Source organism: Micromonospora sp. Utrum1, assembly GCF_057197805.1.
Genome location: NZ_CM170071.1, coordinates 3,137,009 through 3,160,457 on the forward strand (window position 1 = coordinate 3,137,009; position 23,449 = coordinate 3,160,457).

The 23,449-nt window shown below is 73.6% G+C and carries 27 protein-coding genes; 14 read left to right on the forward strand and 13 right to left on the reverse strand.

The window, feature by feature from the left end; genetic code table 11:
• Window positions 1-158: 158 nt before the first annotated feature.
• Entirely contained in the window at window positions 159-1,745 is a 1,587-nt protein-coding gene (locus AC0OLQ_RS14885; protein ID WP_484531800.1) for a DHA2 family efflux MFS transporter permease subunit, read from the forward strand.
• 82 nt (window positions 1,746-1,827) lie between these two features.
• Here AC0OLQ_RS14885 and AC0OLQ_RS14890 read toward each other — a convergent pair whose 3' ends face one another.
• Window positions 1,828-2,343 (reverse strand): DinB family protein, encoded by a 516-nt coding sequence (locus tag AC0OLQ_RS14890; protein WP_484531801.1) that lies wholly within the window; start codon window positions 2,341-2,343, stop codon window positions 1,828-1,830.
• 156 nt (window positions 2,344-2,499) lie between these two features.
• Between AC0OLQ_RS14890 and AC0OLQ_RS14895 the strand changes: the two genes are divergently transcribed.
• The 5 genes from AC0OLQ_RS14895 to AC0OLQ_RS14915 all read left to right on the forward strand — a co-directional run bounded on the left by AC0OLQ_RS14895 (window position 2,500) and on the right by AC0OLQ_RS14915 (window position 5,964).
• Window positions 2,500-2,940: a nuclear transport factor 2 family protein gene (locus AC0OLQ_RS14895; RefSeq protein WP_484531802.1), complete on the forward strand. Its 441-nt coding sequence runs from the start codon at window positions 2,500-2,502 to the stop codon at window positions 2,938-2,940.
• Between the two features lie 30 nt (window positions 2,941-2,970).
• Window positions 2,971-3,456 (forward strand): GNAT family N-acetyltransferase, encoded by a 486-nt coding sequence (locus tag AC0OLQ_RS14900; protein ID WP_484531803.1) that lies wholly within the window; start codon window positions 2,971-2,973, stop codon window positions 3,454-3,456.
• An 18-nt stretch (window positions 3,457-3,474) separates the two neighbouring features.
• Complete coding sequence (locus AC0OLQ_RS14905; RefSeq protein ID WP_484531804.1) at window positions 3,475-4,452, forward strand: sigma-70 family RNA polymerase sigma factor; 978 nt, start codon at window positions 3,475-3,477, stop codon at window positions 4,450-4,452.
• Between the two features lie 54 nt (window positions 4,453-4,506).
• On the forward strand, window positions 4,507-5,061 hold the full coding sequence (locus tag AC0OLQ_RS14910; protein ID WP_484531805.1) for a dihydrofolate reductase family protein: 555 nt from the start codon (window positions 4,507-4,509) through the stop codon (window positions 5,059-5,061).
• Between the two features lie 153 nt (window positions 5,062-5,214).
• Window positions 5,215-5,964 carry an SDR family oxidoreductase gene (locus AC0OLQ_RS14915; protein ID WP_484531806.1) on the forward strand — a complete coding sequence of 250 codons (750 nt, stop codon included), beginning with the start codon at window positions 5,215-5,217 and terminating at the stop codon, window positions 5,962-5,964.
• A 79-nt stretch (window positions 5,965-6,043) separates the two neighbouring features.
• Here the strand turns inward: AC0OLQ_RS14915 and AC0OLQ_RS14920 are convergent, their stop codons facing one another.
• From AC0OLQ_RS14920 to AC0OLQ_RS14935, 4 genes are all read right to left on the reverse strand, one after another.
• Window positions 6,044-6,727, reverse strand: a complete 684-nt coding sequence (locus AC0OLQ_RS14920) for a hypothetical protein (RefSeq protein ID WP_484531807.1) — start codon at window positions 6,725-6,727, stop codon at window positions 6,044-6,046.
• Between the two features lie 106 nt (window positions 6,728-6,833).
• Window positions 6,834-7,604 carry a dimethylargininase gene (ddaH, locus tag AC0OLQ_RS14925; protein WP_484531808.1) on the reverse strand — a complete coding sequence of 257 codons (771 nt, stop codon included), beginning with the start codon at window positions 7,602-7,604 and terminating at the stop codon, window positions 6,834-6,836.
• Window positions 7,605-7,635: 31 nt separating this feature from the next.
• Window positions 7,636-8,112 (reverse strand): GNAT family N-acetyltransferase, encoded by a 477-nt coding sequence (locus AC0OLQ_RS14930; protein WP_484531809.1) that lies wholly within the window; start codon window positions 8,110-8,112, stop codon window positions 7,636-7,638.
• Between the two features lie 131 nt (window positions 8,113-8,243).
• Complete coding sequence (locus AC0OLQ_RS14935) at window positions 8,244-9,374, reverse strand: NAD(P)/FAD-dependent oxidoreductase (protein ID WP_484531810.1); 1,131 nt, start codon at window positions 9,372-9,374, stop codon at window positions 8,244-8,246.
• 191 nt (window positions 9,375-9,565) lie between these two features.
• On the opposite strand from AC0OLQ_RS14935, the gene AC0OLQ_RS14940 reads away from it, so the two are divergent.
• Window positions 9,566-9,793, forward strand: coding sequence for a hypothetical protein (locus AC0OLQ_RS14940; RefSeq protein WP_484531811.1), 228 nt, complete (start codon window positions 9,566-9,568; stop codon window positions 9,791-9,793).
• Window positions 9,794-9,829: 36 nt separating this feature from the next.
• Window positions 9,830-10,921, forward strand: coding sequence for an NYN domain-containing protein (locus AC0OLQ_RS14945; protein ID WP_484531812.1), 1,092 nt, complete (start codon window positions 9,830-9,832; stop codon window positions 10,919-10,921).
• A gap of 19 nt (window positions 10,922-10,940) precedes the next feature.
• Here AC0OLQ_RS14945 and AC0OLQ_RS14950 read toward each other — a convergent pair whose 3' ends face one another.
• Complete coding sequence (locus AC0OLQ_RS14950) at window positions 10,941-12,170, reverse strand: hypothetical protein (protein ID WP_484531813.1); 1,230 nt, start codon at window positions 12,168-12,170, stop codon at window positions 10,941-10,943.
• A 90-nt stretch (window positions 12,171-12,260) separates the two neighbouring features.
• Here AC0OLQ_RS14950 and AC0OLQ_RS14955 point away from each other — a divergent pair, with 90 nt between their 5' ends.
• Complete coding sequence (locus AC0OLQ_RS14955; protein ID WP_484531814.1) at window positions 12,261-12,734, forward strand: molybdenum cofactor biosysynthesis protein; 474 nt, start codon at window positions 12,261-12,263, stop codon at window positions 12,732-12,734.
• Window positions 12,735-12,886: 152 nt separating this feature from the next.
• Window positions 12,887-13,462, forward strand: a complete 576-nt coding sequence (locus AC0OLQ_RS14960) for a sigma-70 family RNA polymerase sigma factor (protein WP_484531815.1) — start codon at window positions 12,887-12,889, stop codon at window positions 13,460-13,462.
• 25 nt (window positions 13,463-13,487) lie between these two features.
• Here AC0OLQ_RS14960 and AC0OLQ_RS14965 read toward each other — a convergent pair whose 3' ends face one another.
• Complete coding sequence (locus AC0OLQ_RS14965) at window positions 13,488-14,225, reverse strand: zf-HC2 domain-containing protein (protein ID WP_484531816.1); 738 nt, start codon at window positions 14,223-14,225, stop codon at window positions 13,488-13,490.
• A gap of 120 nt (window positions 14,226-14,345) precedes the next feature.
• Between AC0OLQ_RS14965 and AC0OLQ_RS14970 the strand changes: the two genes are divergently transcribed.
• The gene (locus AC0OLQ_RS14970; RefSeq protein WP_484532352.1) at window positions 14,346-15,482 is read left to right on the forward strand and encodes a CaiB/BaiF CoA transferase family protein; all 1,137 of its coding nucleotides are present in this window, start codon (window positions 14,346-14,348) and stop codon (window positions 15,480-15,482) included.
• A 4-nt stretch (window positions 15,483-15,486) separates the two neighbouring features.
• On the opposite strand, the gene AC0OLQ_RS14975 is transcribed toward AC0OLQ_RS14970, so the two are convergent.
• Complete coding sequence (locus AC0OLQ_RS14975; protein ID WP_484531817.1) at window positions 15,487-16,062, reverse strand: TetR/AcrR family transcriptional regulator; 576 nt, start codon at window positions 16,060-16,062, stop codon at window positions 15,487-15,489.
• A gap of 139 nt (window positions 16,063-16,201) precedes the next feature.
• Here AC0OLQ_RS14975 and AC0OLQ_RS14980 point away from each other — a divergent pair, with 139 nt between their 5' ends.
• A complete protein-coding gene (locus AC0OLQ_RS14980) occupies window positions 16,202-17,395 on the forward strand; it encodes a thiolase family protein (protein ID WP_484531818.1) in 1,194 nt (397 codons plus the stop codon).
• A 19-nt stretch (window positions 17,396-17,414) separates the two neighbouring features.
• Here AC0OLQ_RS14980 and AC0OLQ_RS14985 read toward each other — a convergent pair whose 3' ends face one another.
• Window positions 17,415-17,843 (reverse strand): PPOX class F420-dependent oxidoreductase, encoded by a 429-nt coding sequence (locus tag AC0OLQ_RS14985; protein ID WP_484531819.1) that lies wholly within the window; start codon window positions 17,841-17,843, stop codon window positions 17,415-17,417.
• A 141-nt stretch (window positions 17,844-17,984) separates the two neighbouring features.
• On the opposite strand from AC0OLQ_RS14985, the gene AC0OLQ_RS14990 reads away from it, so the two are divergent.
• A complete protein-coding gene (locus tag AC0OLQ_RS14990) occupies window positions 17,985-19,196 on the forward strand; it encodes an LCP family protein (protein WP_484531820.1) in 1,212 nt (403 codons plus the stop codon).
• 137 nt (window positions 19,197-19,333) lie between these two features.
• On the opposite strand, the gene AC0OLQ_RS14995 is transcribed toward AC0OLQ_RS14990, so the two are convergent.
• The 3 genes from AC0OLQ_RS14995 to AC0OLQ_RS15005 form a co-directional block, all read right to left on the reverse strand.
• Window positions 19,334-20,176, reverse strand: a complete 843-nt coding sequence (locus AC0OLQ_RS14995) for an alpha/beta fold hydrolase (RefSeq protein WP_484531821.1) — start codon at window positions 20,174-20,176, stop codon at window positions 19,334-19,336.
• On the reverse strand, window positions 20,173-20,313 hold the full coding sequence (locus AC0OLQ_RS15000; protein ID WP_484531822.1) for a hypothetical protein: 141 nt from the start codon (window positions 20,311-20,313) through the stop codon (window positions 20,173-20,175). Before AC0OLQ_RS15000 ends, AC0OLQ_RS14995 begins: the two co-directional genes overlap by 4 nt.
• Window positions 20,314-20,609: 296 nt before the next feature.
• Window positions 20,610-21,668 carry a S8 family serine peptidase gene (locus AC0OLQ_RS15005; protein WP_484531823.1) on the reverse strand — a complete coding sequence of 353 codons (1,059 nt, stop codon included), beginning with the start codon at window positions 21,666-21,668 and terminating at the stop codon, window positions 20,610-20,612.
• A 453-nt stretch (window positions 21,669-22,121) separates the two neighbouring features.
• On the opposite strand from AC0OLQ_RS15005, the gene AC0OLQ_RS15010 reads away from it, so the two are divergent.
• A complete protein-coding gene (locus AC0OLQ_RS15010; protein WP_357343612.1) occupies window positions 22,122-22,430 on the forward strand; it encodes a TraR/DksA family transcriptional regulator in 309 nt (102 codons plus the stop codon).
• A 19-nt stretch (window positions 22,431-22,449) separates the two neighbouring features.
• Here AC0OLQ_RS15010 and AC0OLQ_RS15015 read toward each other — a convergent pair whose 3' ends face one another.
• On the reverse strand, window positions 22,450-23,337 hold the full coding sequence (locus AC0OLQ_RS15015) for an alpha/beta hydrolase family protein (protein ID WP_484531824.1): 888 nt from the start codon (window positions 23,335-23,337) through the stop codon (window positions 22,450-22,452).
• Window positions 23,338-23,449 lie beyond the last annotated feature (112 nt).

Consider the following 23,449-nt stretch of genomic DNA (forward strand, 5'->3'; position numbering starts at 1 on the left):
CCCCGCGCCGCCGGTGATCCTGGTAAACCAGCCGCGCGATGTCGCAGCCGGTCGCTACGCTTCCTGCCGGACGCCGCCCCGGCGCACGTCAGCCCGCGCCCTCACCCGCGCGTGGCGCCGCCACCGCCCCCGACCGAAACCGAACCAGGAGACTGTTTGTGACCCAGCAACCTGTCGCGACATCGAACAAGCTCGACGCCGCGGTACTCAAGGTGGCCGGCGTCGTCGTGCTCGGTGCGATCATGTCGATCCTCGACGTGACGGTCGTCAGCGTGGCGCTGCCGACGTTCCAGAACGAGTTCGACGCCTCGTACGCCCGGGTGGCGTGGACGATGACCGGCTACACGCTCGCGCTGGCCACGGTGATCCCGCTCAGCGGGTGGGCCGCCGACCGGTTCGGTACCAAGCGCCTCTACATGGTGGCGCTGGCGCTGTTCACCATCGGCTCCGGGCTCTGCGCCACCGCCGACTCGATCGGTGAGCTCATCGGCTACCGCGTGCTCCAGGGTCTCGGCGGCGGCATGCTCATGCCGCTCGGCATGACGATCATGACCCGGGCGGCCGGCCCGCACCGGATCGGCCGGCTGATGGCCGTCCTCGGCATCCCGATGCTGCTCGGCCCGATCGGTGGCCCGATCCTCGGCGGCTGGCTGATCGACACCGCCAGCTGGCACTGGATCTTCCTGATCAACCTGCCGATCGGCGTCATCGCGCTGATCTACGCCCAGCTGGCCCTGCCGAAGGACGCCCCGGAGCCGTCGGAGTCGTTCGACTTCCTCGGCATGCTCATGCTCTCGCCCGGCCTGGCCCTCTTCCTCTACGGCGTCTCCTCGCTGCCGGAGGCCGGCACGGTCCGCGACAACAGCGTCTGGCTGCCCATGCTGGTCGGCGCCGTGCTCGTGGTGGCCTTCGTGTTCTACTCGTTCCGGCCCCGGCACCCGCTGCTCGACCTGCGGCTGTTCCGCAACCGCAACCTGAGCATCGCCACGGTGACCCTGTTCGTGTTCATCATCGCGTTCATGGGCGCGGGGCTGCTCTTCCCGAGCTACTTCCTGCAGATCCGCGGCGAGTCGACGCTGACCGCCGGCCTGCTGATGGCGCCGCAGGGCCTCGGCGCGATGTTGACCATGCCGATCGCCGGCATGCTGGCCGACAAGGTGCCGGTGGGCCGGACGGTGCCGTTCGCGCTGGTGCTCATCGCCGCCGGGTTCTTCACCTTCACCCAGGTCGACCCGCACACGTCCTACTGGCTGCTCTGCGGCTCGCTGTTCGTGATGGGCCTCGGCATGGGCGGCACCATGATGCCGATCATGACCTCGGCGCTGAAGACGCTGCACGCCGCCGAGGTGGCCCGGGGCTCGACGCTGGTCAACATCCTCCAGCAGATCGGCGGCTCGGTCGGCGCCGCGGTGATGTCGGTGATCCTCACCAGCCGGCTGAACGGCTCGGAGGTGATCCCCGGCGCGACCGACCCGAGCGGCAAGCCGGTCACCGAGGCCAGCCTGGCCATCGGCACGCAGCTGCGGCCGGAGCTGCTCCAGCAGTTCCCGGTGCCGCCGTCGCTGATCGAGCGCGGGCTGGACTTCGCGTCCAGTTCCTTCGCGACCACCTTCTGGGTCGGCTTCGGGCTGGTGCTGCTCACCTTCATCCCGGCCGCCCTGCTGCCGCGCCGGCGCGAGCCGTCGCACCTGCTCGACGGCGGGACGGGGGAGGAGCCGCGGCCGACGCCGGTCGCGATCCACTGACCGTCCGGTCGGGCCGCAGGGCACTGCCCTCGGCCCGGCCCTCGGGCGGCCTTGCCGTAGCGGGGCCTGACGCCAACGGGCGTCAGGCCCCGCCGGCCGTCCAGGGTCCGGTGGCGCGGCGGATGTCGAGCAGGTGGTGCTCGGCCTCGTGGACCGTGTGCCGGCCGAGCCAGCGCAGTGTCCGCGCCTCGCGCCGGGGCCACGGGTAGACGCCCGTGCGGTCCAGCTCGACCTCGCCCAGCGTCGCGAAGCGGGCCGCGAACTCCGCGGCTGCCGTGGCCAGGTCGGTCAGCACCAGCTCCGGATCCTGCGTGTTGTAGCGCTCGGTGATCACCAGCTCGTCGCGGCCCATCGGCGCGAACTCCGGCTCGTCCACGCGCAGCGCCAGCGCCAGCCGCTCACCCTGGATCCGGAACACGTCCCGGACGTGGCAGGCGTACTCCAGCGGCGACCACACCTCCGGGGCCGGTCGCCGGCGCGGGTCCGGCGCCCCGTTGAGGGCGGCCGGGTAGTGCTCGGCCACGTCGCGTAGCCGCTGGGGCAGCTCCTCCGTGCCGAGCGCGGAATAGACGAACAGGCACTCGTCACAGCGATCCACGCGTTCAGGGTAGGCGGTGCGTGATCGTCCCGGGGGGCGCGCTCCTGCCGCCCAGGGGAGGACGGTGGCGGAATCCGCCCTCGGCCGCGGACGTCGCGGCGCAGGATGGGCGGAGTGGGCCGGCGTCCGGCCGCAGCGAGCAGACGGGAGCCGCCGATGACCCCCAACCGGGAGATCGTCGCGGACGCCTTCGCCGCCTGGTCCGCCGGCACCGGCAGCATCACCAGCATCTTCGCCGAGGACATGCGGTGGGAGATCATCGGCCGCTCCGTGGCGGCCGGGCTGTACCAGCCCGCCCGCCAGTTCATCGAGGAGGCGCTGACACCCTTCGGCGCGCGCTTCACGGCGGAGGATCCCTTCCGGCCCGTGCGCATCCGGGGCATGTACGAGGACCCGACCACCGACACGGTGATCGTCGCGTGGAACGGCGCGGGCACCACCACGATCGGCACGACGTACACCGACACGGTCGCCTGGTTCCTGCGGATGCGGGACGGCAAGGTGGTCGAGGGGACCGCGTTCTTTGACAGCATCGCCTTCAACGAACTGTGGCAGGACGTGCCGGTGCGGCCGCTGGGCGTCAGGCGGGAGCGGTGACGCGGGACGGTCTCGACGAGACTGGACGGCATGCTGACGACGGTCGTGCCAATAACCCCCGCCCACGACGGGCTCGAGCAGGTAGCCGCTCTGTTCGACGACTACCGGGCGCACTACGGCCGGCCGCCGTCGCCTCAGCTCACCCGCGCCTGGCTGCACGACCAGCTCGCACAGCACCGGCTCGCGGCCGCCGTCGCCCTCCGCGCCGAGGACGTCTGCGGCTTCGTCACGACGGCGGTCATGCCGGCGTCCCTGATGCTGGGCACCGCGTGGTCGATCCGCGACCTCTACGTCGCCCCGCGCCACCGCCGTAGCGGCATCGCGCACGCCCTGCTCCAGCACGTCGTCGACGAAGCCCGGGCCGCCGGCGCGCAGCGCGTGTCGCTACAGACCGAGACCGACAACATCCCGGCCCGCACGCTCTACACCGAGGTGGGCTTCCAGCCCGTCACCGGGCTGGCACTGCTCAATCTCACCCTTGCGCCGGACCAGCGGGATTCACCGACGTCCGGCTGATCGCGGTACGGCCGCGGTGTGCTGCCGCGCCGGAACCACGTACGCCAGGATGGGCGCGTGGACTTCGAGCTTCACCGCGGTGAGTTGCTGGCGTACTGCTACCGGATGCTGGGCTCGTTCCACGAGGCTGAGGATGTCGTGCAGGAGACGATGCTGCGCGCGTGGAAGGCCAGGGACCGGTACGACCCCGCGCGCGCGTCGCAGCGAACCTGGCTGTACCGGATCGCCACGAACGCGTGCCTGACCGCGCTGGAGGGACGTGCGCGGAGACCGTTGCCGTCCGGGCTCGGCGCACCGAGTGACGATCCGGAGGCGCCGCTGACGCCCTCGTCGGACGTCCCGTGGCTGCAGCCGTTTCCCGACGCGCGGGTCGAGTTGGAGACGCGGATGGACATGCGGCTCGCGCTGGTCGCGGCCACGCAGGCGCTGCCGGCCCGTCAGCGGGCCGTGCTCCTGCTGCGCGAGGTGCTGGAGTTCACCGCCGCCGAGGTCGCCGAGCAACTCGGCACCACGGTCGCCGCGGTCAACAGCGCGCTGCAGCGCGCCCGCTCCGCTCTCGGGGAGGTGGGGGACGCCGGCGAGGTCACCGAGCCGGACGATCCGCGGGTGCGCGCGGTGGTCCACCAGTACGTGCGGGCGTTCGAGGCGGCCGACGTTCCCGGGCTCGTGCGGCTGCTCACCGACCAGGCGATCCTGGAGATGCCGCCGGTGCCCCTCTGGTATCGGGGCAGCCGCGACTACGGCCTGTTCATGGATCGCGTGTTCCGGACCCGGGGCACCGGCTGGCGCGTGAGGCAGCTGAGCGCCAACGGGCAGGCGGCGCTTGCCGCGTACGCGCCGCAGCCCGGCGGTCCACACCGGCTGCACACGTTGCAGGTGCTCACCGTCGCGGGCGGGCGGGTCACGCACAACGTGGTGTTCGCCGATCCCCGCGTGTTCGAGGCGTTCGACCTGCCCACGCGGATTTCTTCCGAGGATCTTCGTCAGGCGCGATGAGTCCGGCCGGTGCTGCCGGTACGTACCGGTGAGCACCTACGAAGGGACATCATCGTGAGCGTCATCGTCATCCAGTTCATCACCCTGGACGGGATCGTGTCGGACCCGGACGGGTCCGGGGGCACACCCGCGGGTGGCTGGGCCTTCCGGCACGGCCCGGAGACCGTTGCCGGGGACAAGTTCCGCCTCGGCGGGCTGCTCGACCAGGGAGTCATGCTGCTGGGGCGGACCACCTGGGAGCTGTTCGCCCGGCTCTGGCCCGGACGCGACGACCCGTTCTCCGCCCGGATGAACGCGGTGCCCAAACTGGTCGCCACCGGCACGCTCGCCGACGTCTCGGCGTGGGCGAACTCCGAGATCGTCGACGGCGACCTGGTCGACGCGGTCAAGCAGGAGCGGCGCGACGTCATCGTGACGGGAAGCCTGAGCGTGGTGCACAGGCTGATGGCCGAGGACCTGGTCGACGAATACCGCCTCCTCACCTTTCCCACGATCCTTCGCACCGGCCGGCGGCTCTTCCCGGCGGAAGGTCCGCCCGCGTACCTGCAGTGCCTGTCGGCGGAGCAGGCGGGCGCCGCGGTTCTCGCGCGGTACCGGCGGGCACGCTGACGCTCGCCGCGTGCCGTGCGGAAGCAACCGTGGCCCGGATTTCGGCCGCCCTTGACCTCGAGCGTGCTCAAACTCCTACCGTCATCGTGACGTCAGAGCTGCTGGGGACCGCAGCCGGAGAACGGCGTACGGACCGTTCGTGGGAAGGGGGGTATGCAGGTGAAGGTGCTGGTGACCGGCGGGGCGAGCGGACTGGGACTGGCCATGGCGTCCGCCCTGGCCGCGGCGGGAGCGGCGGTCGCGCTGACCAGCCGGTCCGGCCGTCGTGCGGACTCGGTCGCGGCCGGACTGCCGGGTGCGGTCGGCATCGAGCTGGACGTGCGGGACGAGTCGTCGGTGGCCAGGGCGGTCGATGAGGCGTGGTCGCGGCTCGGCGGCATCGACATGCTGGTGAACAACGCCGGGATCGGCATGCGGACGGTCAACCCGCGCTTCATGACGCATCCGCAGGGTTTTTGGGAGGTGCCGGTCGAGGGCTTCCGTGCGGTGATCGAGACCAATCTGACCGGCTACTTCCTGGTGGCGCGGGAGGTCGTGCCGCGGATGCTGGCCGCCGGCGGTGGCCGCATCGTCAACGTTTCGGTGAGCCGGTCGACCATGCACCGAGCCGGGTTCGTCCCGTACGGGCCGTCGCGTGCCGGCAGTGAGGCGCTGTCCCGGATCATGGCCGCCGACCTGCGCGGCACAGGCGTGACCGTCAATCTGCTGCTGCCCGGGGGCGCCACCGTCACCGGGATGCTGCCCCTCGACGACGTGTCCGACGGCCAGAGGTTCCTGGAGCCGGCGGTGATGGGCCCGCCCATCGTCTGGCTGGCGTCCGACGACGCGGCCGGCGTGCATGACGAGCGCATCGTCGCCGTCGAATTCGAACGCTGGCTGCTCGACCGCAACGGCAGACGGTGAGGGGTGGAGACGGGCGCGTTCGCCGAGGGCTCGGATCGTGGCGTGTGCCGGTGCGCGGAAACGGTGAAGGGCTACGGTCTCAGGCCCGAAGTCCCTTCCCGGTGGCGACGACCGCCTTCTCGAACCACGCCGCGGTGTCTGCCTCCGAGCGGGTCCAGACCGCGACGCACTGCACCACCCGGCCGTGGTGCACGCAGCCGTAGCGGTGGGGGAAGCGCGTGCCGTCAGGCAGCGTCATGGTGGCGGTGACCGCGCGGCCGGCCACGCCGGCCCCGCCCGGCAGGTCGGCGGCGGCGTGCCCGTCGGTCACCTGGCCCTCCTCCACGTCCCGGTCGCACGTCTCGAACAGATCGAACAACTGCCCTACGGCGTCCGCCGCCACGGACTCCGTCGGGTAGACCACGGTCTCCTGGGTGACCTCGACGAACTCCTCCGGCGGGGTGCCGTCCGGGGTGCCGAAGACGTGCGTCACGGCGACCAGACGCCGGTCCAGCAGCGGCAGCGGTCGGCCGCAGGCCACCCCGTCGGAGTCGAGCTTCTCGTCCCGGTAGGCGGGTTTTTCGGCGAGCCCGGCCAGACGCCGGGAGGCGGCGTACCGGTCTCGGAGCCCGCGCGCGGCGCCGCCGTCACTGGGCGAGGGAGCGACCAGAGCGGTGGCGGACACCGTGGGGTTCGACGCACCCGTGGCCGGAGCCGGGTCGCAGGCTGCGGTCGAGGAAAGCGCGGCGAGGAACGTCACCGAAGCGGACAGACGTCGGATCATGCCGGCGAGCATAGGCGGCGATTGACCTTCACCGGTCGTCCAGGTGTGAGTGGACACCAAGACGAGGGCGTCGTCGAGCGACGTGCTGCCGCGCTCCGGGTTGGGGTCAGATCGCGGGGATCAGCACGCTCAGGCAGGTGACGCAGCCCTCGAGCTTCTCGTACTCGCTGATGTCGACGACGACCGGTGTGAAGCCGAGGTCCGCCACGAGCGCCGCGGTGCGCGGCGCCGACGCGGCCAGCAGCACGAGGTCACCCCCGAGCGGTACGACGTGGCAGCCGGCCTCCTCGTCGACCGGGCGCACCGGCTCGCGGAGCGCGGTCGCGTCGAGCAGCTCCGGCAGCGCGAGGAGAGTGCCGTCGGGCAGGGCGGTCACGGCCGACTTGAGGTGCAGCACGTGGCGCAGCGGGACCTGGATCACCGTGCGCCCGCGGGACGCCAAGTGGGCGCGCAACTGGGCCACACCCTCGTCGTTGGTACGTCCGCCGCGGCCCACGTACACCGTGGTGCCGATCTGCAGCACGTCGCCGCCGTCCAGCGTCCCGGGAGCCTCGATGCGGACGACCTCCAGCCCGGCCTCGCGTACCGCCTTCTCCGTGCCGGGGATCTCCGGACGGCGCTCGGGCGCGCCCGGCCGGGTGATCACCGCCAGGCCGGCGCACACCACGACGGTGTCCTCGACGAACACCGAGTCGGGGCAGTGCTCGGCGGGATCGACCTCGCGCACCTGCCAGCCGGCATCGGCGAGCGCGGCCCGGTACGCCGCGTGCTGACGCCGGGCCCGCGCGACATCCACGTCGCTGCGCTCGATGTGGGTGACCAGGCCTTCGGTCAGCCGACCGCTGGGTCGTCGGACCAGGGCGATACCTCGGGACATGCCACCAGTCTGCCGACCACCGTCGGCCAGCTCAAGCCAGGCGGGTGGCAACCTGCGCCGAGCCGGCCACGGCCGGCTCGCGTAGCAGGAACACGTCCACCGGATCCTCTGTCTCGAGGGTGAATCCGTGCCGCTCGTACAGCCGCCGGGCCGAACTGCCCTGCAGCACGTTCAGCCGGACCTTGATGCCGTCGCGATCGCACTGCTCCAGCAGCCCATGCAGCACGGCTGTGCCGATGCCGCTGCCCTGCAGATGCGGTGCCAGGTAGAAATGCTCCAGCCAGTGGGCGTCCTCGGCTGGCCGCAGCGACACACAGCCGGCGAACGCGCCGCCCACCTCGATCAACCAGGTGTGCGCCGGAGCGAAGCCGTCCCGTAGTCGCTGCCGCACCCGGTGCTCGTCGTACCGCCCGAGCCGCTCCAGGTCCGCCCGCAGCACTACGGCCCGCAACTCGGCCACCATCTCGACGTCTGCTGCCGAAGCCGGCCGAAGCTCCCAGTCCGCCATGATCGCCAGGCTAGCGCGCCGAGCTCCTCCGCCCTTCGTCGAGCCTCCGGGAACCACCAGTGATCGTTTGTCGGACGAGCCCTGGCGCCGGCGACATCCGGCAGACTGCGCTTCGCCCGGACGAACCCCGGTCAGGGGTCGGGAAAGGATGCGTCGCCGAAGAGCACGCGGCGGGCCGCGGCGCGCCCCGGCGGCGTCCGCAGCAGCGTGAACGCCGCTGCCGCGACGGCGGGCGTGCGCACCTGGGCCAGTGCCCGGCGCAGCGTCAGCCTGCCCCGGAAGCGGGCGCGCAGGGCGGCTCCGTCGTAGCGGGTCAACGGTTCCGGGCGGCCCGCGCGCAGGGCCTCGTCGAGGACATCGGCCGCGAGTGCCGACAGCCGCAGGCACGGATCGAGGCCACCGGCGGTGAGCGGAGAGACCGCACCCGCCGCATCGCCGACGAGGAGCCCGTCGGCGCACCCTATTCGGCGCAACACCCCACCGACGGGGATCGGGCCGCCGCGCCGCTCGACCTCGTCGGGGCGAGCCACGGCCGGCAGCCCGGGGGCCGAGGCGGCGAACCGGTCCAGTGCGCGCCGGAGACCGCCGGGAAAGCGGTCGGCGTAGCCGGCCACGCCGACGTGGGCGTGCCGGCCGTCGTTGACCACCCAGGCCAGGTAGCCCGGAGCGAGCGAGGGGTCCAGGACGCAGTGGAACGTCGGCGGCTCGTCGCCGGCGGGGATGCCGAACACCTCCTCGGCGCCGACCAGCAGGTGGTGGTTGCGGTCCAGGCCGAGATCCCGGGCGACCCGGGAGCGGGCGCCGTCGGCGCCGACGACGAACCGCGCCCGGACCGCGATCGGCCCGGCACCGCCGGCCAGGAGGAAGGAGCCGTCTCGTCGGCCGTCGTAGCGGGTGCCCAGGGCGATCCGTACGCCGGCGTCGGCCGCGGCGCGGGCCGTGGTCGCGTACAGCGGCGCCATGTCGGCCACCCGGTACTCGTCGCGCGTGCTGACCAGGGTCACCGGGTGGCGCAGCCCCGGCGGGTAGAGCATCACTCGCCGAATGGGTGGCCCGAGGCACTCGGGCGGCAGGGCGAAATCGTCGAGCGTGCGCCGCACGAAGATTCCCGTCGTGCGGATCGCACCGGTGAGCGTGGGTCGCCGTTCGACCAGCAGCACGTCGTGGCCCCGCTCCGCGAGCAGCGTGGCCGTGTGCAGCCCGGCGAGCCCCGCCCCGACGACCAACACGTCGACAGGCGCTCGGGCGGTTCGCGCCCTCACTTGTCAGTCCTCGGGGAGTCAGGTTCGGGGACCGGTCGCTCGGCTGCCATTTATCGACTGTCGCTCGTATTCTATCGAATGTCAATAAGTGTGGACGGTTCGGCGGCAGCATCGCCTTCGACGAACTGCGGGAGGACGTGCCGGCGTACCGCCTAGGCTGATCGAGGGGAGCCGGGCGAGAGGCGGACGTGGTGGGCGCTGGCGGCAAGGACCGGTCGACGGGGAGGCGGAACCGTCTGCTCCTGGCCGGCCTGCTGGCCGTGGTCGGGTTGATCCTGCTGCTGCTCGGCCTCACCGTCGCCAACGGCGCCGTCGCCGGCGTCGAGGTCGTGCTGGCCCTGCTGCTGCTGCTCGGCAGCTACGCGATCCAGTACGCCGCCCGCCGCGACACCCTCTATCGGGACGAGCGGCGGCGGTGACCGGGCCGGACCCGGAACCCGGCTAGGCTGGCCGGCGTGGATCAGGAAGACCGGATCGCGCTGCTTCTCGACTACGAGAACCTGGCGCTGGGTGTGCGCGACCATCACGGTGGCCGGGCGTTCGATTTCCGCCCGATCGCCGACGCCCTGGCCGAGCGCGGCCGGGTGGTGGTGCGACGGGCCTACGCGGACTGGTCGTACTTCGACGAGGACCGGCGGATGCTCACCCGGTCGCACGTCGAGCTGATCGAGATACCGCAGCGGATGGGCGCCTCGCGCAAGAACGCGGCCGACATCAAGATGGCCGTCGACGCCGTCGAGATGGCCTTCGAGCGGGGGTACATCTCCACGTTCGTGATCTGCACGGGGGACAGCGACTTCACGCCGCTGGTGCACAAGCTCCGCGAACTCAACAAGCGGGTGATCGGGGTCGGTGTGGAGAACTCCACGTCGGCGCTGCTCCCGCCCGCCTGCGACGAGTTCCTCTTCTACGACCGCCTCGAAGGGGTCGACGTGCCGCCCGCGGCCGGCCGCCGTGGCCGGGCGGCCCGCCCGGCCGAGCCCGAGACGCCGCCGCGGGCCGAGCCGTCCGTTGAGCCGCCGGCCGAGGTCGCGCCGCCCGCGGAGGAGCCGGCGCGGGACGTTGACACGCTCGCCGTGCTGGTGGCGCAGACCGTGGCCGGCATGCAGGGCAGCTCCAGCGGCGAGGTGACCGCCTCCGGCCTGAAGCGCACCCTGCTCCGCAAGGACCCGACGTTCACCGAGTCCGACTACGGCTTCCGCACGTTCGGGGAGCTGCTGCGCCACCTGGCCGGGCACAACGTCATCGAGTTGGCCGCGGGACGCGCCAAGGGTGACCCGGAGGTGTCGCTGCCCGAACGGGGCGACCGGGAGGTGGCCTTCGCGCTGCTGCGGTCCGTGGTGGTGGACCTGGCCGGCGAGGGCGGCGCGGTGGCGCTGTCCGGGCTGAAGGACCAGCTCCGCCGGGCGCGGCCGGACTTCAGCGAGAAGAAGCTCGGCTACCGCAGCTTCCTCCAGTTCTGCAAGGCCGCCGCCACCAGTGGCGCGGTGGAGCTGCGGTGGAGCCCGGAGGCCGAGGACTACCTGCTCACCCCGCACACCCCCTGAGGATCGGGCCTGCCCTCGTTCAGGTCCGGCGGCACAGCAGCGGGTCCAGCACCGGCAGCCGGAGCGGGTCCAGGCAGATGCCCGACACGGCCGGGTCGGTCGGGGACGGCGAGCCGGTCGGTGTGGGGCTGCCGGTGGGGCTCACCGCCGGTGGCGGGTTCCCGGTCGGGCTCACCGGCGGCGGGGCCGTCGATGGCACCGGTGCCGCGGGCTTCGTGGCCCGGGACGGCGTCGGAAGCGCGATCGGCGCGTTGACCCGGATCGGAGTCCCGATGACGGTTGGGCTCTGGGCCCCGCCGGCCGGACGGGGGAGCCGGGCGGGATCGCTGGCCGGCGACTGGGCTGGGCCGTCGTTGCGCATACCGGGTGGGCTGGGGACCGGGTCCCGCGCGTAGTCGTCGTCCGTGACCCGCGCCGGGCTGCCCGTGGCCGGCCCCGCCCGGTGCACCGGCCCGGCCGCCGCAGGCCAGGTGCCCGCGGACGCCACCCCGAGGAGCACGGTGACCGCCACGGCCCCGGCCGCGACCAGGCGCTCCGGACGGCGCCGTGCCGTCGGGGCGTCCTGGACACCGAGCGGTCGAGGTGGCCGCGGCCGGGCCGCGCGGTGGGCGGCCAGCAGCGTGTCGAGCTGCTCGGCGACCGCGTCGCGGGTCCCGGTGGCGGCGGCGTACGCCAGGGTGAGGTAGAAGCGGAAGTTCGTCGCGCCGGTGACCGGCACCCGCAGCCCGGCCGGGCGCCGGCCGTCCCCGGGGTGCAGCAGGGTGACCGGCAGGTCGGGGTGGTGCCCCGGCCCGAGCAGGTCACGGTGCGCCCACTCACGCCGGCCGGCCCGCCCGGCGAAGGCGACCCGCCGGTCGGTCACCACGACGATGCCCGTGTCGACCACCCGCAGTCCGGCCGGAAGCGGGCCGTCGGCCGGGTCGAGCAGCTCCGCGGTCAGCGTCGGGTCCGGCGCGGGGAGCCCGGGCAGGTGCCGGGCCTCCGCCTCGACCAGATCCGCGACCGGCAGGATCCGGTAGACCACCTCGCCGTCGTCGAGCCGCACCGGCAGCTCGGTGTCGGTCAGGGCGCACCCGTGGAACCCGCTCGCCTCGATCCGCAGCCGCTCCAGGTGCTCGTTGCGCCGGCGCCAGTCCCGGGCCGCCGCCTCGTACGCGCGCCGCCCGCGTTCGTTCTCGCGCCGCGCCCATGCAATCTGTCGTCCCAGCTCGGGGTGACGCCCGACCGGGGTGGACCGTCTCGCCGTCACACCCGGTACAACGTCCTCCACCCAGGGTGGACACGTGAGGATGGCTATCGTCCGCTTTGGTTACGGTACGTCCGTGCCTACAATCGGCGCATGCCGCAGATCGTCCAGTTGCTGGCCTCGCCGGTGCACCGCTACGTGGGTCGCCCGGCCGACGGCCCGGCCCCGGCGCCGCCAGGTGAGCTGGTCGAACAGGTCCGGATCCGGGCCGGCCTGGGCATCGTCGGCGACCGCTACTTCGGCCGGCCGGCGCACCGCCAGGCGAGCGTGACCCTGATCGCGCAGGAGTCGCTGCCCGCCGGCGCCGACCTCACCCAGGTGCGGCGCAACGTGCTGACCAGTGGCATCGCCGTGGACGAGCTGGTCGGCCGGGTGCTCACCCTGGACTCCGGCGACGGGCCGGTGAGCCTGCGGGTGCACCGGGCCGCCCCGCCCTGCGCCTGGCTGGACGTCACCGTCGCGCCCGGCACCTGGAAGGCGCTGCGCGGCCGGGGCGGGGTCCGCTGCGCGCCGCTCACCGACGGGATCCTGCGGGTCGGGCCGGTCGAGGTGACCATCGATTCCTGACCGCCTCCGGGAACTTTCCGATCCCGCCGGCCGACCAACCTGCGACCGGCCGGTCGGCGACGGGGTGGCAGGGAGGACGCAGGGATGAACCGAGCGGGGCCCGCGCCCGTACCGTGGATCATGACGGCGGTGGACCGGCGGGCCGGTCGCGGATGAGCCACGAGGCCGACGACGAGCAGGTGACCCGGTGGGCGCACCGGGCCGGCCGGGGCGACCAGCAGGCCGCCGCCGCGTTCGTCCGGGCCCTCCAGGGCCCGGTGTGGCGGTTCCTCGTACACCTGGCCGGCCCCGCCGAGGCCGACGACCTGACCCAGGAGACGTTCCTGCGCGCGCTGCGCCGCCTGCCCGGTTTCGCCGGACGGTCGACGGCGCGTACCTGGGTCTTCACCATCGCCCGCCGGGTCGCCGTGGACCACGTCCGGGCTGCGACGGCGCGCCCCCTTGTGGCCGCGCTGCCGGACTGGCAGGCGGCCGCCGAGGCGGCCGGGGCGGTCACCCCGGGCGGGGACGAGGCGGTCACCCTGCGCGGGCTCATCGCCGGGCTCGCCCCGGAGCGGCGGGAGGCGTTCGTCGCCACCCAGGTGGTCGGCCTCTCCTACGCCGAGGCGGCCCAGGTGTGCGGCTGTCCGGTCGGCACCATCCGGTCCCGCGTCGCCCGGGCCCGCGAGGACCTGGTCGCCGCCTGGCAGGACGACGCCCGGCCGGCCCGGGGCGGCCGGGTGGTCTGACCCGGGCCGAGCGCCGGGCGGCCGGTCAGGCGGCCCGGCTGTCGCGGGCCTGCGCGGCGTACGGCGTGGGTGGCAGCAGGCGCAGCGGGGCCGGCTCCGGCGGCTCCTCCGTCCGCAGCGACCAGCGCGACCCGGACGACCGGCCCGGCCGGGGCGGCGCGCCGCCCGGGCGCCACCGGGGCCGGGCGAGCAGCACCATCACCACCCAGCCGACCAGCAGAAAGCCGTGGCTGACCAGCCGCTGCACCGCCACCTGCCCGGTGATCAGGTCGTTCACCGACAGCAGCACCAGGGTGGCCACGAACGCGCTGAGCATCGGCAGCAGCCCCGCCGGGGCCGAGCGCCGCAGCGCGACGTAGAGGAATCCGGCGCCCACCGCCACATTCCAGGCGGCCGACTCGTGCCACAGGTGCTGGCCGCTGGTGTGCGCGTGGTCGATCACAGCCTCCCGGCCGACCTGGGCCAACCCGAGCACGAGCTGCACCGCGCCGAGCAGCCCGAGCACGCCGCGCAGCCCGAGAGCCATCCGCTCCCACCACCCGGGCCGGGCCGGTGGCGCCGCGGCGAGCACCGCGTCCACCAGGTCGGGCACCTGCGGTGCGAGCCGGGTACGGGCCCGCCGGGTCACCGCAGCGGCCGCCTCGAACCAGCCGCGGCAGCCGGCGCAGCCCACCAGGTGCGCCTCGGCCGCCGCGCTCTCCGATCGGGTCGCCTCCCCGTCCAGCTGCGCCGACAGGATCTCCCGCCACTGCTCACACGCCATGTACAGGTAGTCGTCGGGGCCGGCCGCCTGGTTCCCGACGGGGTGCCGTCACCCGCGACCGGTGTGCCATCGTGGTCTCCTTCCGGTCCGAGGGACGGGTCCGTGTGGGGAGGTCTGGCGATGGGGGAGGGCTCGTCCGGGCCGTTGCACGGCGTTCTCGTCGCGGACTTCTCCCGGATCCTGGCCGGGCCGTACGCGACCATGCTCCTGGCCGACCTCGGCGCCGACGTGGTCAAGGTGGAGGCGCCGGGCGGCGACGACACCCGGACCTGGCAGCCGCCGCTCCGCGACGGGTTCTCGACCTACTACCTCGGCGTCAACCGCAACAAGCGCTCGCTGGTCCTCGACCTCGCCGACCCGGACGACGCGGTGCTGGGCCGCCGGCTCGCCGACCGGGCCGATGTCATGATCCAGAACTTCCGGCCCGGCGCGCTGCGCCGCTTCGGCCTCGACCACGACACCGTCACCGCCGCCAACCCGCGGCTGGTGTACGCCTCGATCAGCGGCTTCGGCGCGGCCGGCGGCGCGGACCTGCCCGGTTACGACCTCATGGTGCAGGCGGCGTCCGGGCTGATGAGCCTGACCGGGGCGGCCGACGGCCCGCCGTACAAGGCGGGGGTGGCGGTCTTCGACGTGATCGCCGGGCTGCACGCGGCGGTCGGGATCCTGGCCGCGCTGCACCACCGGGCGGCCACCGGCGTCGGGCAGCACGTCGAGGTGGACCTGCTCTCCTCGGCCCTGTCCGGCCTGGTCAACCACGCCAGCGCGCACGTCGCCGCGGGAGTGGTGCCGCACCGGCTGGGCAACGCCCACCCGAGCATCATGCCCTACGAGCCGCTGCCCACCGCCGACGGCGAGCTGGTGGTGATCGCCGGCAACGACGGCCAGTTCCGCGTCCTGTGCCAGGTGCTCGGCCTGCCCGGCCTGCCCGACGACCCGCGGTTCCGGCGCAACCAGGACCGCACCGCGCACCGTGACGCGCTGCGACCGTTGCTGGTGGCCGCCCTGGCCCGCCGGACCAGCGCCGAGTGGTTCCGTGAGCTGCGTGCGGCGGGGGTGCCGTGCAGCCCGATCAACACCGTCGCGGACGGGCTGGCCCTGGCCGAGGGGCTCGGGCTCAACCCGGTGGTCACCGTCGACGGCGTGCCGGGGGTGCGCCACCCGATCGGCCTGTCGGCCACCCCGCCCCGCTACGACCTGCCGCCGCCAGGGCTGGACGAGCACGGCGCGGAGCTGCGTGCCTGGCTGGGCGGCTGAGCGGTCAGCGCTTCGCCGCGGCCAGCAGGTCGTCGACCAGCCCGGTCGCGGTCTGCGCCGCGGTGGCGGAGCCCGGGCGGGCGGCGCTGCCGTAGAGACCCTCGACGACCAGCCAGATCCGGTCGGCGAGCCGGCCCGGGTCGGTCACGCCCAGCCGGGCCACCAGGGCGTCGATCTCGGCCCGGGTGTCGCTCAGGTAGTCCCTGGCCACCCGGCCGGGCTCGCCGGCGTCGCCGGGGAACTCGGCGAGGTAGAGCCGGAACGCGCAGCCGCGGAAGTCCGGCCGGGTGGCGGTGGCGGCGATTTCCGCGACCAGCGCCCGCAGCCGCGCCGCCGGGTCGTCGGGCAACGCTTCGGTCGCCGCCGCGCCGGCCCGCTCCCGCTCCCGGCGGCACGCCCGCAGGTACGCGGCGACCAGGTCGTCCTTGCTGGGGAAGTGGGTGTAGAGCAGGTTCTTGCCGCAGCCGGCGGCGTCGATCACCTGGTTCATCCCGACGGCGCGGACGCCGTGCCGGTAGAACAGCTCGCCGGCGGTGCGCAGGATCCGCTCCCGGCTGCCCGGGGCCGCGCTGCGGGCCATCGCTCCTCCTTCGCTCGGCTGTGGCGAGGATAACGGACCGATCGGTCCGGCAGCGATTGACCGGGGTGCGATCTGCGGCGCAGTATCGGACCACTCGGTCCCGGACCGATCGGTCCGGCAATGGTCCCAGGAGGCAGCGATGCGCGACGCGGTCATCGTCGAGGCGGTACGGACCCCGGTGGGTCGGGCGAAGCGGGGCGGGGCGTACCTCGACGTGCACCCGGTCGACCTGCACGCGCACGCGCTGCGCAGCCTGGTGGCCCGGGTGCCGGGGCTGGACCCGATCGAGATCGACGACGTGGTCGGCGGCGCCGTCGCCCAGGTCGGCGAGCAGAGCACCAACACCACCCGGCTGGCCGCGCTCGCCGCCGGCTTCCCCGAGTCGGTGCCCGGGGTGACCGTGGACCGGCAGTGCGGCAGCAGCCAGCAGGCGCTCAGCTTCGCCGCCCAGGGCCTGGTCGCCGGGGCGTACGACGTCGTGGTCGCCTCCGGCGTCGAATCGATGAGCCGGGTGCCGATCGGCAGCGCGGCCGTCGTCGACGGGGTCCGCACCGACTTCGCCGGGCCGGGGGTCGCCGCGCGCTACCCGGGCGGGCTCGTCCCGCAGGGCGTCGCCGCCGAGCTGATCGCCCGCAAGTGGGACCTGTCCCGCACCCGGCTCGACGAGTACGCCGCCACCAGCCACCAGCGGGCCGCCGAGGCGTGGCGGCAGGGACGGTTCGCCGGCCAGGTCGCCCCGCTGCCGGGCATCGACCTGGCCATGGACGAGACCATCCGGCCCGGGACCACCGTGGCCCGCCTCGCCGAACTGCCGCCGGCCTTCGCCGCCGAGCGCTGGACCGCCCGCTTCGGCGAACTCGACTGGAAGGTCACGGCCGGCAACTCCAGCCCGCTCAACGACGGTGCGGCGGCCCTGCTGCTGACCACCGGCGAAACCGCCCGACGGCGGGGCTGGCGGCCCCGGGCGCGGATCCACACCGCCACCGTGGTCGGCGACGACCCGATCATGATGCTCACCGGCATCATCCCGGCCACCGCCAAGGTGCTCGCCCGGGCCGGCCTCACCATCGGCGACATCGACGCGTTCGAGGTCAACGAGGCCTTCTCCTCGGTCGTGCTGGCCTGGCTGGCCGAGACCGGCGCGGACCCGGCGAAGGTGAACGTCGACGGCGGCGCGATCGCCATCGGGCACCCGCTCGGGGCCAGCGGCGCCCGGCTCGCCACCACCCTGCTGCACGTCCTCGAGCGCACCGGCGGCCGCTACGGCCTGCAGACCATGTGCGAGGCCGGCGGCACCGCCAACGCCACCATCATCGAACGCCTCGACGGCTGACCGGGCGGCGGCGGGTCGTTCAATCGGCGATGCCGGTGAAGCCGGTCACATGCTCCGCCCGGAGCCGGACCAGCAACTCGCCGGGCACGGCGTTACGCCGGCCGTACTCCTCGGCCCGCTCCGCGCCCATGTAGCGGGCGGCGATCCGGGTGGACCAGGGCAGCGACTCGACCGGGTCGTCGATGACCGTGACCGGGCCCCGCACGGTGACGAACGCGTAGGGCGGGCGCTCCTCGTCGACGGTCAGCGCGGCCCGGGGGTCGCGGGCCAGGTTGCGCCCCTTCACGCTGCTCCGACCGGTGTTGAAGACGAGATCGTCGCCGTCGAGCACGAACCAGATCGGGGCCACGTGCGGGGAGCCGTCGGCCCGCACCGTGGCCAGCTTCCCGGTCCGGGTGCCGGCCGTGACGAAGGCCCGCCACCCCTCGTCGCTCATCCGCTGCGCCATGCGGCCATTCTGGCCCAGCGCGCGGACAGCCCGGGCCGGCGGCCACTCCCAGCCAGTTCACAGCCGCGTGACCTGTCCGGTGGGCTCGGCCCGGCATAGCCTCGGACCGGCCCGCGCCCATCCTGACCTGGGGAGATACCGGTGTCGTACCCGACCACCGCCGGAGCGTCCGCTCCGGCCCGGCCGCGCCGGTCCGCGCGGCGGCCCTGGCCGCGCTGGGCCCGGTGGTGCGTGGCGGTCGGCACCACCCTGATGACGGTGAGCGGCGTGGCGCTCGGCGGCAGCGCCTACCTCCTGCACGCGGCGACCGGCGAGGTCACCCGGCAGAACCTGCTGGGCGCCGCGGCCGCGCCGATCGAGCAGCACCGGACGATCACCGGGGCCAAGAACATCCTGCTCGTCGGGGTCGACGCCCGCCCGAACCAGGACCCGAGCCAGCTCACCCGCGCGGACTCGATCATCCTGCTGCACGCCCCGGCCGACCACACCCAGGCGTACCTGGTCTCGCTGCCTCGCGACTCGCTGGTCACCATTCCCGCCTACGACAACGGGGCGACGCCGTTCCGGGGCGGGCAGAACAAGATCAACGCGGCCTTCGCATTCGGCAGCCGGGGGCTGACCGGCCCGACCGCGCTCTCGCACGGCTTCGAACTGCTGGCGCTGACCGTCCGCGACCTGACCGGCATCACCCCCGACGCCGGGGCGATCATCGACTTCCAGGGCTTCAAGAAGATCGTCCAGGTGCTCGGCCAGGTCTGCATGTACGTCGACGAGACCACCACCTCGATCCACGTCGGGCACGACGCCTCCGGCAAGCCCGCCGCGCCGTACGCCATCAACCCGGACGGCACGGTGAACCACCGCATCCCCGGCGTCACCCCGAACATCTACACCAAGGGCCAGCACTGCCTCGACCCGGCGCAGGCGCTGGACTTCGTCCGGCAGCGGGACCTGCTGGCCAACCACGACTTCGACTACGGCCGGCAGCGCCACCAGCAGCAGTTCGTCAAGGCGGTGCTGGCCCAGGTGGTCAGCCAGGGGCTCGACTCACCGACCAAGCTGCCCGGGCTGCTCTCGGCCGTCGGCCGGACGATGACCGTGGACGACGGCGGCATCCCCCTCGCCGACTGGGCGTTCGCCATGCGCGGCGTCAAGCCCGACAAGATCACCACGCTCAAGACCAACGGCGGCACCTTCAACAGCCGTACCGTGCCGGGCGTCGGCAGCGCCGAGATCCTCAGCCCGACCAGCGTGCAACTGCTGCGTGCGGTGCGGGACGACACCGTCGCCGCGTTCGTCGCGGCCCACCCGGACTGGGTGGCCGACTCCGCTCCGGCGGCCCCGGCGCACTAGTACTCCAGCTAGCTCGTGATCGTGCTGGTGGGGTGGTGTGGTCGGGGTGCTCCAGTTGGTCGTGGGCGCGCGGCCGGATCGACCCTCCGACGTCCACTGCTGCGTGGAGGCCGGACCCGCGTGGCACCTGCCGTCGTCTATCCGAGGGTGAGCATCGCCTCGCTGACCTCGCCGATCGCCGCATCGGGGATCGCAGTGGCAGCCTCCTGGAGGATGAGCAGCCGTGCCCCGGGGATCTCGCGCGCGATGGCCTCGCCGTTGCCGAGGGGGAAGAACGGGTCGCGGCGGCCGTGGACGACGAGCGTGGGGACCTTGATCTCGGGCAGGCGCTCACGCCAGCGTGGTGTGCAGTCGAGCCGGGAGAACACCAGGCCCATCTGGTTGGCCATCTGGACCGGTGGTGCGGTGCCCGGGGTGCGGTCCCAGATGCGGGCGGCGACTGCTCGCGCGGCGGCGGGGTCGTTGCCAAGGATCTCCGCGCCGGCGGCGGCGAACTGGGCGACCGCCTCGCGGTCGGTCCAGTCGGGCATCGGACGGGTGAACAGTCGGCTCATCGTCGACTGGTCGTGGTCGGGGAGGTCATCGTCGGGCGGGCCAGGGGCGACCGCGCGGGTGCCGACCAGGGTGAGCGCCGAGAACGCGCCCGGGTGGTCGAGCACGGCCACCTGGGTGACCATCCCGCCGACGCCGATCCCCGCGAGGTGCGCAGGCCCCCCGCCGAGCGCACCGGCAAGGGCCGCCGCGTCGGCGGCGAGGTCGCGCAGGGTGTAGGCGGGCGTCTGCGGATCCGTCGTTGTCGACTCCCCGCTGTCGCGCAGGTCGTAGCGCACCACACGGCGCCCGCCAGCGGCGAGGCGTTCGCACAGCGCGTCGGGCCAGGACAGCATCGTCGTCCCGCCCGCGAGCAGAACCAGTGGCGCGTCGTCGTCACCGAACGACTCAATGCCCAAAGCGATCCCATTAGCGTTGACAGTGCTCATCGGATCACCCGGGAGACGCCGTAGGTCAGGTGCGCCGCGGTCGATGTCGAGATCACGCTCCGCTGCACCAGCGTGCGCGACGCTGCGCCGACGAAGCCGTCGAGAGAGACCGAGATGTCAGCGATGATTCGGATCATGCCAGGGTAGACCCGATCCGCCGCCGAAACTCATCGCTCACACCTGAAGCCTGTGGCGGATGCGAACTCGATAGCACGACGCGCGAGGCGGCACGTCGGACGGATACACGATGTCGCCACTGGTCCGCCCGGTCCGCCTGGCGACGTCGCCACCAGGCCCGAGCCCAGGCCAGCCATCACCGGAGGCAAGCCGCGAATCAGACATGACGATCACGACCTACGGCTGGAGTAATAGCCCCGGCCCGGGCAGGTGCCCGAGCCGGGGCGTCGATCAACGCCGGGACTTTCCGGCGGCGTCAGGTGCGCGGTGCGGCCACGGCGGCCTGGGCATCGACGATGCCCCAGCCGTACAGCGGCGTGTAGACGCCGCGCAGACCGGCGACCGGGGTCCGGGCGGTCGACATCAGCACCGAATACACCTCGGCCACGCCGCGCCCCTGGGCGGCGAGCAGCGCCGCGACCCCGGACACGTACGGCGTGGCCATCGACGTGCCGGCGTAGGCGTCGTAGTCGCCCTGGCCACAGGTGGCCGCGCCGGTGCCCACCGGGACGCTGGACCAGATGTCGTCGTCGCAGTTGACGAGGCCGGCGCCACCGGGCGCGGCGACGACCTTCAGGTCAGCCTTCACACCCAGGTTCGAGTACCACGCCTTGAGCTCGTTCCGGTCGGTGGCGGTGACGCAGAGCGCCCCCGCCTCCCAGGCCGGGGTGTCGCACAGCGGCGCGGTCTCGTTGCCGGCGGCGGCGATGACGGCGACGCCCTTCGCCTGCGCGTACGCGATCGCCGCGGTCGTGTCGGACTCCAGACCGGTGAGGGTGAGAGCCTGGGTGCCGGGCAGCGCGCCGAGGCTGAGGTTGACCACCTTGGCGCCGTGGTCAGCCGCGTAGCGGACGCCGGCGGCGATGTCGGCGAAGCTGCCGCTGCCCGCCTCCAGCACCTTGATCGGCATGATCTTCGCGTCGCGGGCGACGCCGGCGACACCGACACCGTTGCCCGTGGCCGCGGCGGCGATACCGGCCACGTGGGTGCCGTGCTCGTCGCTGGCATCGGGTACGCCGTCGGGGCCGCGCCAGTCGCCGTTGCCGCATGAGCCCGTCCCGCAGTCGACGAAGGTCGCGCCGGGCACGAGCTTGCCGGCCAGATCCGGGTGGCCGAGATCGACGCCGGTGTCCACCACCGCGATGACCACGCCCGCCCCCGTGCTGGTCGCCCAGGCCTGCTCGGCGTGGATCTGCCGCAGACCCCACTGCTTGTCGTACAACGGATCGTTGACGGCCGCCTCGGCGGGCGCCGCCGCGGCCGCCACCAGCGCGGTGACCACGGCGGTGCCGGCCAGTAACCGGGTGAACGACATCAGATCTCCCCTTCCACGGACAGCACTTCATCTATGGATCGGGGATCGGGCGCGAAACGCAACAGCGGCCGGGTCGCCCGGCCGTGCCGGCGTGACGCCGGGGTGACGGGGACGGGCCGAACGGCTGCCGCCGGGAACGTGTCCGGCGTGCAGGCGGGTGGGCAAAGTCGTTGGCGAACCGCGCGGGGTCGCCTATGGTTGGCCGATGTACCTGGTCGGGCTGCAGTCCGCGACCGCCGCCACCGCGGCGGCGCCCGCTGCTGCCCGCCGCCGGCGTCCTGAGGCCGTGCCCGCCCGTCCGGCGGGCGCCCGCTCCGTCGCGCCCATCCACGGCCTGCCGAGCCCGATCCCCACCGACCGTGGCCCACCCGGATCCCGATCATCCGCGTACGGCCACCAGGGCGAAGCCATCCGGCTTCGGCCCTTTTTCTTTTTCCTGGAAGGGGATCCGAAATGGGCACCGACCTGCACGACGACCGGCTCACCCGGCTGCGCGCCACGCTGACCGACGACTTCGCGGCGCAGACCGCCCGACTGACCGAACTCACCGCGGACACCGGCGACCCCGGCGAGGCCCACACCCGCGCCGCGCTGATCGCGGCCACCCGGCAGAGCCTGGGGCAGATCGGCGACGCGCTGCGCCGGATGGCCGACGGCGGCTACGGGCGCTGCGAGCGGTGCGCCGCGGCGATCCCGGTGGAACGCCTGGAGGCCGTGCCGCACGCCCGCTTCTGCGTGCCCTGCCAGCAGAAGCACGGCTGACCCGGTGAGCGCCGGGCCGTCACCGCGCGGCCCGGCGCTCCGGCAACCGGCCGCTGAGCCAGTCCAGCAGGACCCGCTCGTAATCCGGGCTGATGCCGGCCAGGTCGTCGCGTCCGTCGAGGGTGGGCGCGTGGTCGCAGCCGGCCAGCCGGGCCACGGTCAGCTCTGCGTCGCGTGCGGCGCGCCGCCACACGATCAGGCTCTGCTCGATCGGCGTCCAACCGTCGGTCTCGCCGTAGCAGAGCAGCACCGGGCCGGACACCTTCGCGAAGACCGGCTCCGGGTCGAAGTCCATGTCGACCCAGCTGCCCGGCGCATCGGGCAGCTCGCGGGGGAGATGCGCCAGCGGGAACCAGGGCTGCCGTACAGCGACGTCCAGCTCCGCCTGGGCGGTCGTCCGGGGCACGTCGCCGCGCAGGAACCCCTCCGCGACACCGCGCAGCCGGTCCAGCTCGGCGAGGTCGGCCTCGCCGTATCCGTGCCGGCGCAGCTGCTCGGCGGTGCCGTACCGCATCTGCGCGGCGGGGCTGACGCCGCTGCAACCGATCAGCACAAGGAAATCGACCGGGTGCCGGGTGGCGGTGAGCGTCGCCGCCCAGGCGCCCTGGCTGAAAGCCCACAATCCGACCGGACCGTCGCCGACCTGATCGCGCAGCAGGTCCAGGGCCGCCGCCGCGTCGTCGGTCTGCGCGATCAGTGGCACGTCGTGACCGTCCACCCGAGGACGTCGGTCGTACCGCAGCACCGCGATCCCGGCCGGCGGCAGCAGCCGAGCCAGATGCTCGTAAAGGAAGTACGACCGCCGGTCGGCGTGCGAGCCGTGCAGCACCACCAGGCCGCCGCGGACCGGCCCGGCCGGCTGGTCCAGGGTGGCGGGCAGCCCCAGCGCACCGACGGTCAGCTCCATGCTGGGCAGTCAACCACGCCGCACCGTTCCCGGCCGTCCCTTGCCAGCGGGTGTGGGGAGGGCGCGGGCGCCAGCCTGCGTACGCTGTCCCGGTACGCCGTCGCGACCGTGG

What these genes read in the sequence shown, in the direction of transcription:
- AC0OLQ_RS14895 (WP_484531802.1), top strand. Translation starts at nt 2,500, where the DNA reads ATGACCCCCAACCGGGAGATCGTCGCGGACGCCTTCGCCGCCTGGTCC.
- AC0OLQ_RS14900 (WP_484531803.1), top strand. Translation starts at nt 2,971, where the DNA reads ATGCTGACGACGGTCGTGCCAATAACCCCCGCCCACGACGGGCTCGAG.
- AC0OLQ_RS14915 (WP_484531806.1), top strand. Translation starts at nt 5,215, where the DNA reads ATGCAGGTGAAGGTGCTGGTGACCGGCGGGGCGAGCGGACTGGGACTG.
- AC0OLQ_RS14920 (WP_484531807.1), bottom strand. Translation starts at nt 6,727, where the DNA reads ATGATCCGACGTCTGTCCGCTTCGGTGACGTTCCTCGCCGCGCTTTCC.
- ddaH (WP_484531808.1), bottom strand. Translation starts at nt 7,604, where the DNA reads ATGTCCCGAGGTATCGCCCTGGTCCGACGACCCAGCGGTCGGCTGACC.
- AC0OLQ_RS14930 (WP_484531809.1), bottom strand. Translation starts at nt 8,112, where the DNA reads ATGGCGGACTGGGAGCTTCGGCCGGCTTCGGCAGCAGACGTCGAGATG.
- AC0OLQ_RS14955 (WP_484531814.1), top strand. Translation starts at nt 12,261, where the DNA reads ATGCCGCAGATCGTCCAGTTGCTGGCCTCGCCGGTGCACCGCTACGTG.
- AC0OLQ_RS14960 (WP_484531815.1), top strand. Translation starts at nt 12,887, where the DNA reads ATGAGCCACGAGGCCGACGACGAGCAGGTGACCCGGTGGGCGCACCGG.
- AC0OLQ_RS14965 (WP_484531816.1), bottom strand. Translation starts at nt 14,225, where the DNA reads ATGGCGTGTGAGCAGTGGCGGGAGATCCTGTCGGCGCAGCTGGACGGG.
- AC0OLQ_RS14970 (WP_484532352.1), top strand. Translation starts at nt 14,346, where the DNA reads ATGGGGGAGGGCTCGTCCGGGCCGTTGCACGGCGTTCTCGTCGCGGAC.
- AC0OLQ_RS14975 (WP_484531817.1), bottom strand. Translation starts at nt 16,062, where the DNA reads ATGGCCCGCAGCGCGGCCCCGGGCAGCCGGGAGCGGATCCTGCGCACC.
- AC0OLQ_RS14980 (WP_484531818.1), top strand. Translation starts at nt 16,202, where the DNA reads ATGCGCGACGCGGTCATCGTCGAGGCGGTACGGACCCCGGTGGGTCGG.
- AC0OLQ_RS14985 (WP_484531819.1), bottom strand. Translation starts at nt 17,843, where the DNA reads ATGGCGCAGCGGATGAGCGACGAGGGGTGGCGGGCCTTCGTCACGGCC.
- AC0OLQ_RS14995 (WP_484531821.1), bottom strand. Translation starts at nt 20,176, where the DNA reads ATGAGCACTGTCAACGCTAATGGGATCGCTTTGGGCATTGAGTCGTTC.
- AC0OLQ_RS15000 (WP_484531822.1), bottom strand. Translation starts at nt 20,313, where the DNA reads ATGATCCGAATCATCGCTGACATCTCGGTCTCTCTCGACGGCTTCGTC.
- AC0OLQ_RS15005 (WP_484531823.1), bottom strand. Translation starts at nt 21,668, where the DNA reads ATGTCGTTCACCCGGTTACTGGCCGGCACCGCCGTGGTCACCGCGCTG.
- AC0OLQ_RS15010 (WP_357343612.1), top strand. Translation starts at nt 22,122, where the DNA reads ATGGGCACCGACCTGCACGACGACCGGCTCACCCGGCTGCGCGCCACG.
- AC0OLQ_RS15015 (WP_484531824.1), bottom strand. Translation starts at nt 23,337, where the DNA reads ATGGAGCTGACCGTCGGTGCGCTGGGGCTGCCCGCCACCCTGGACCAG.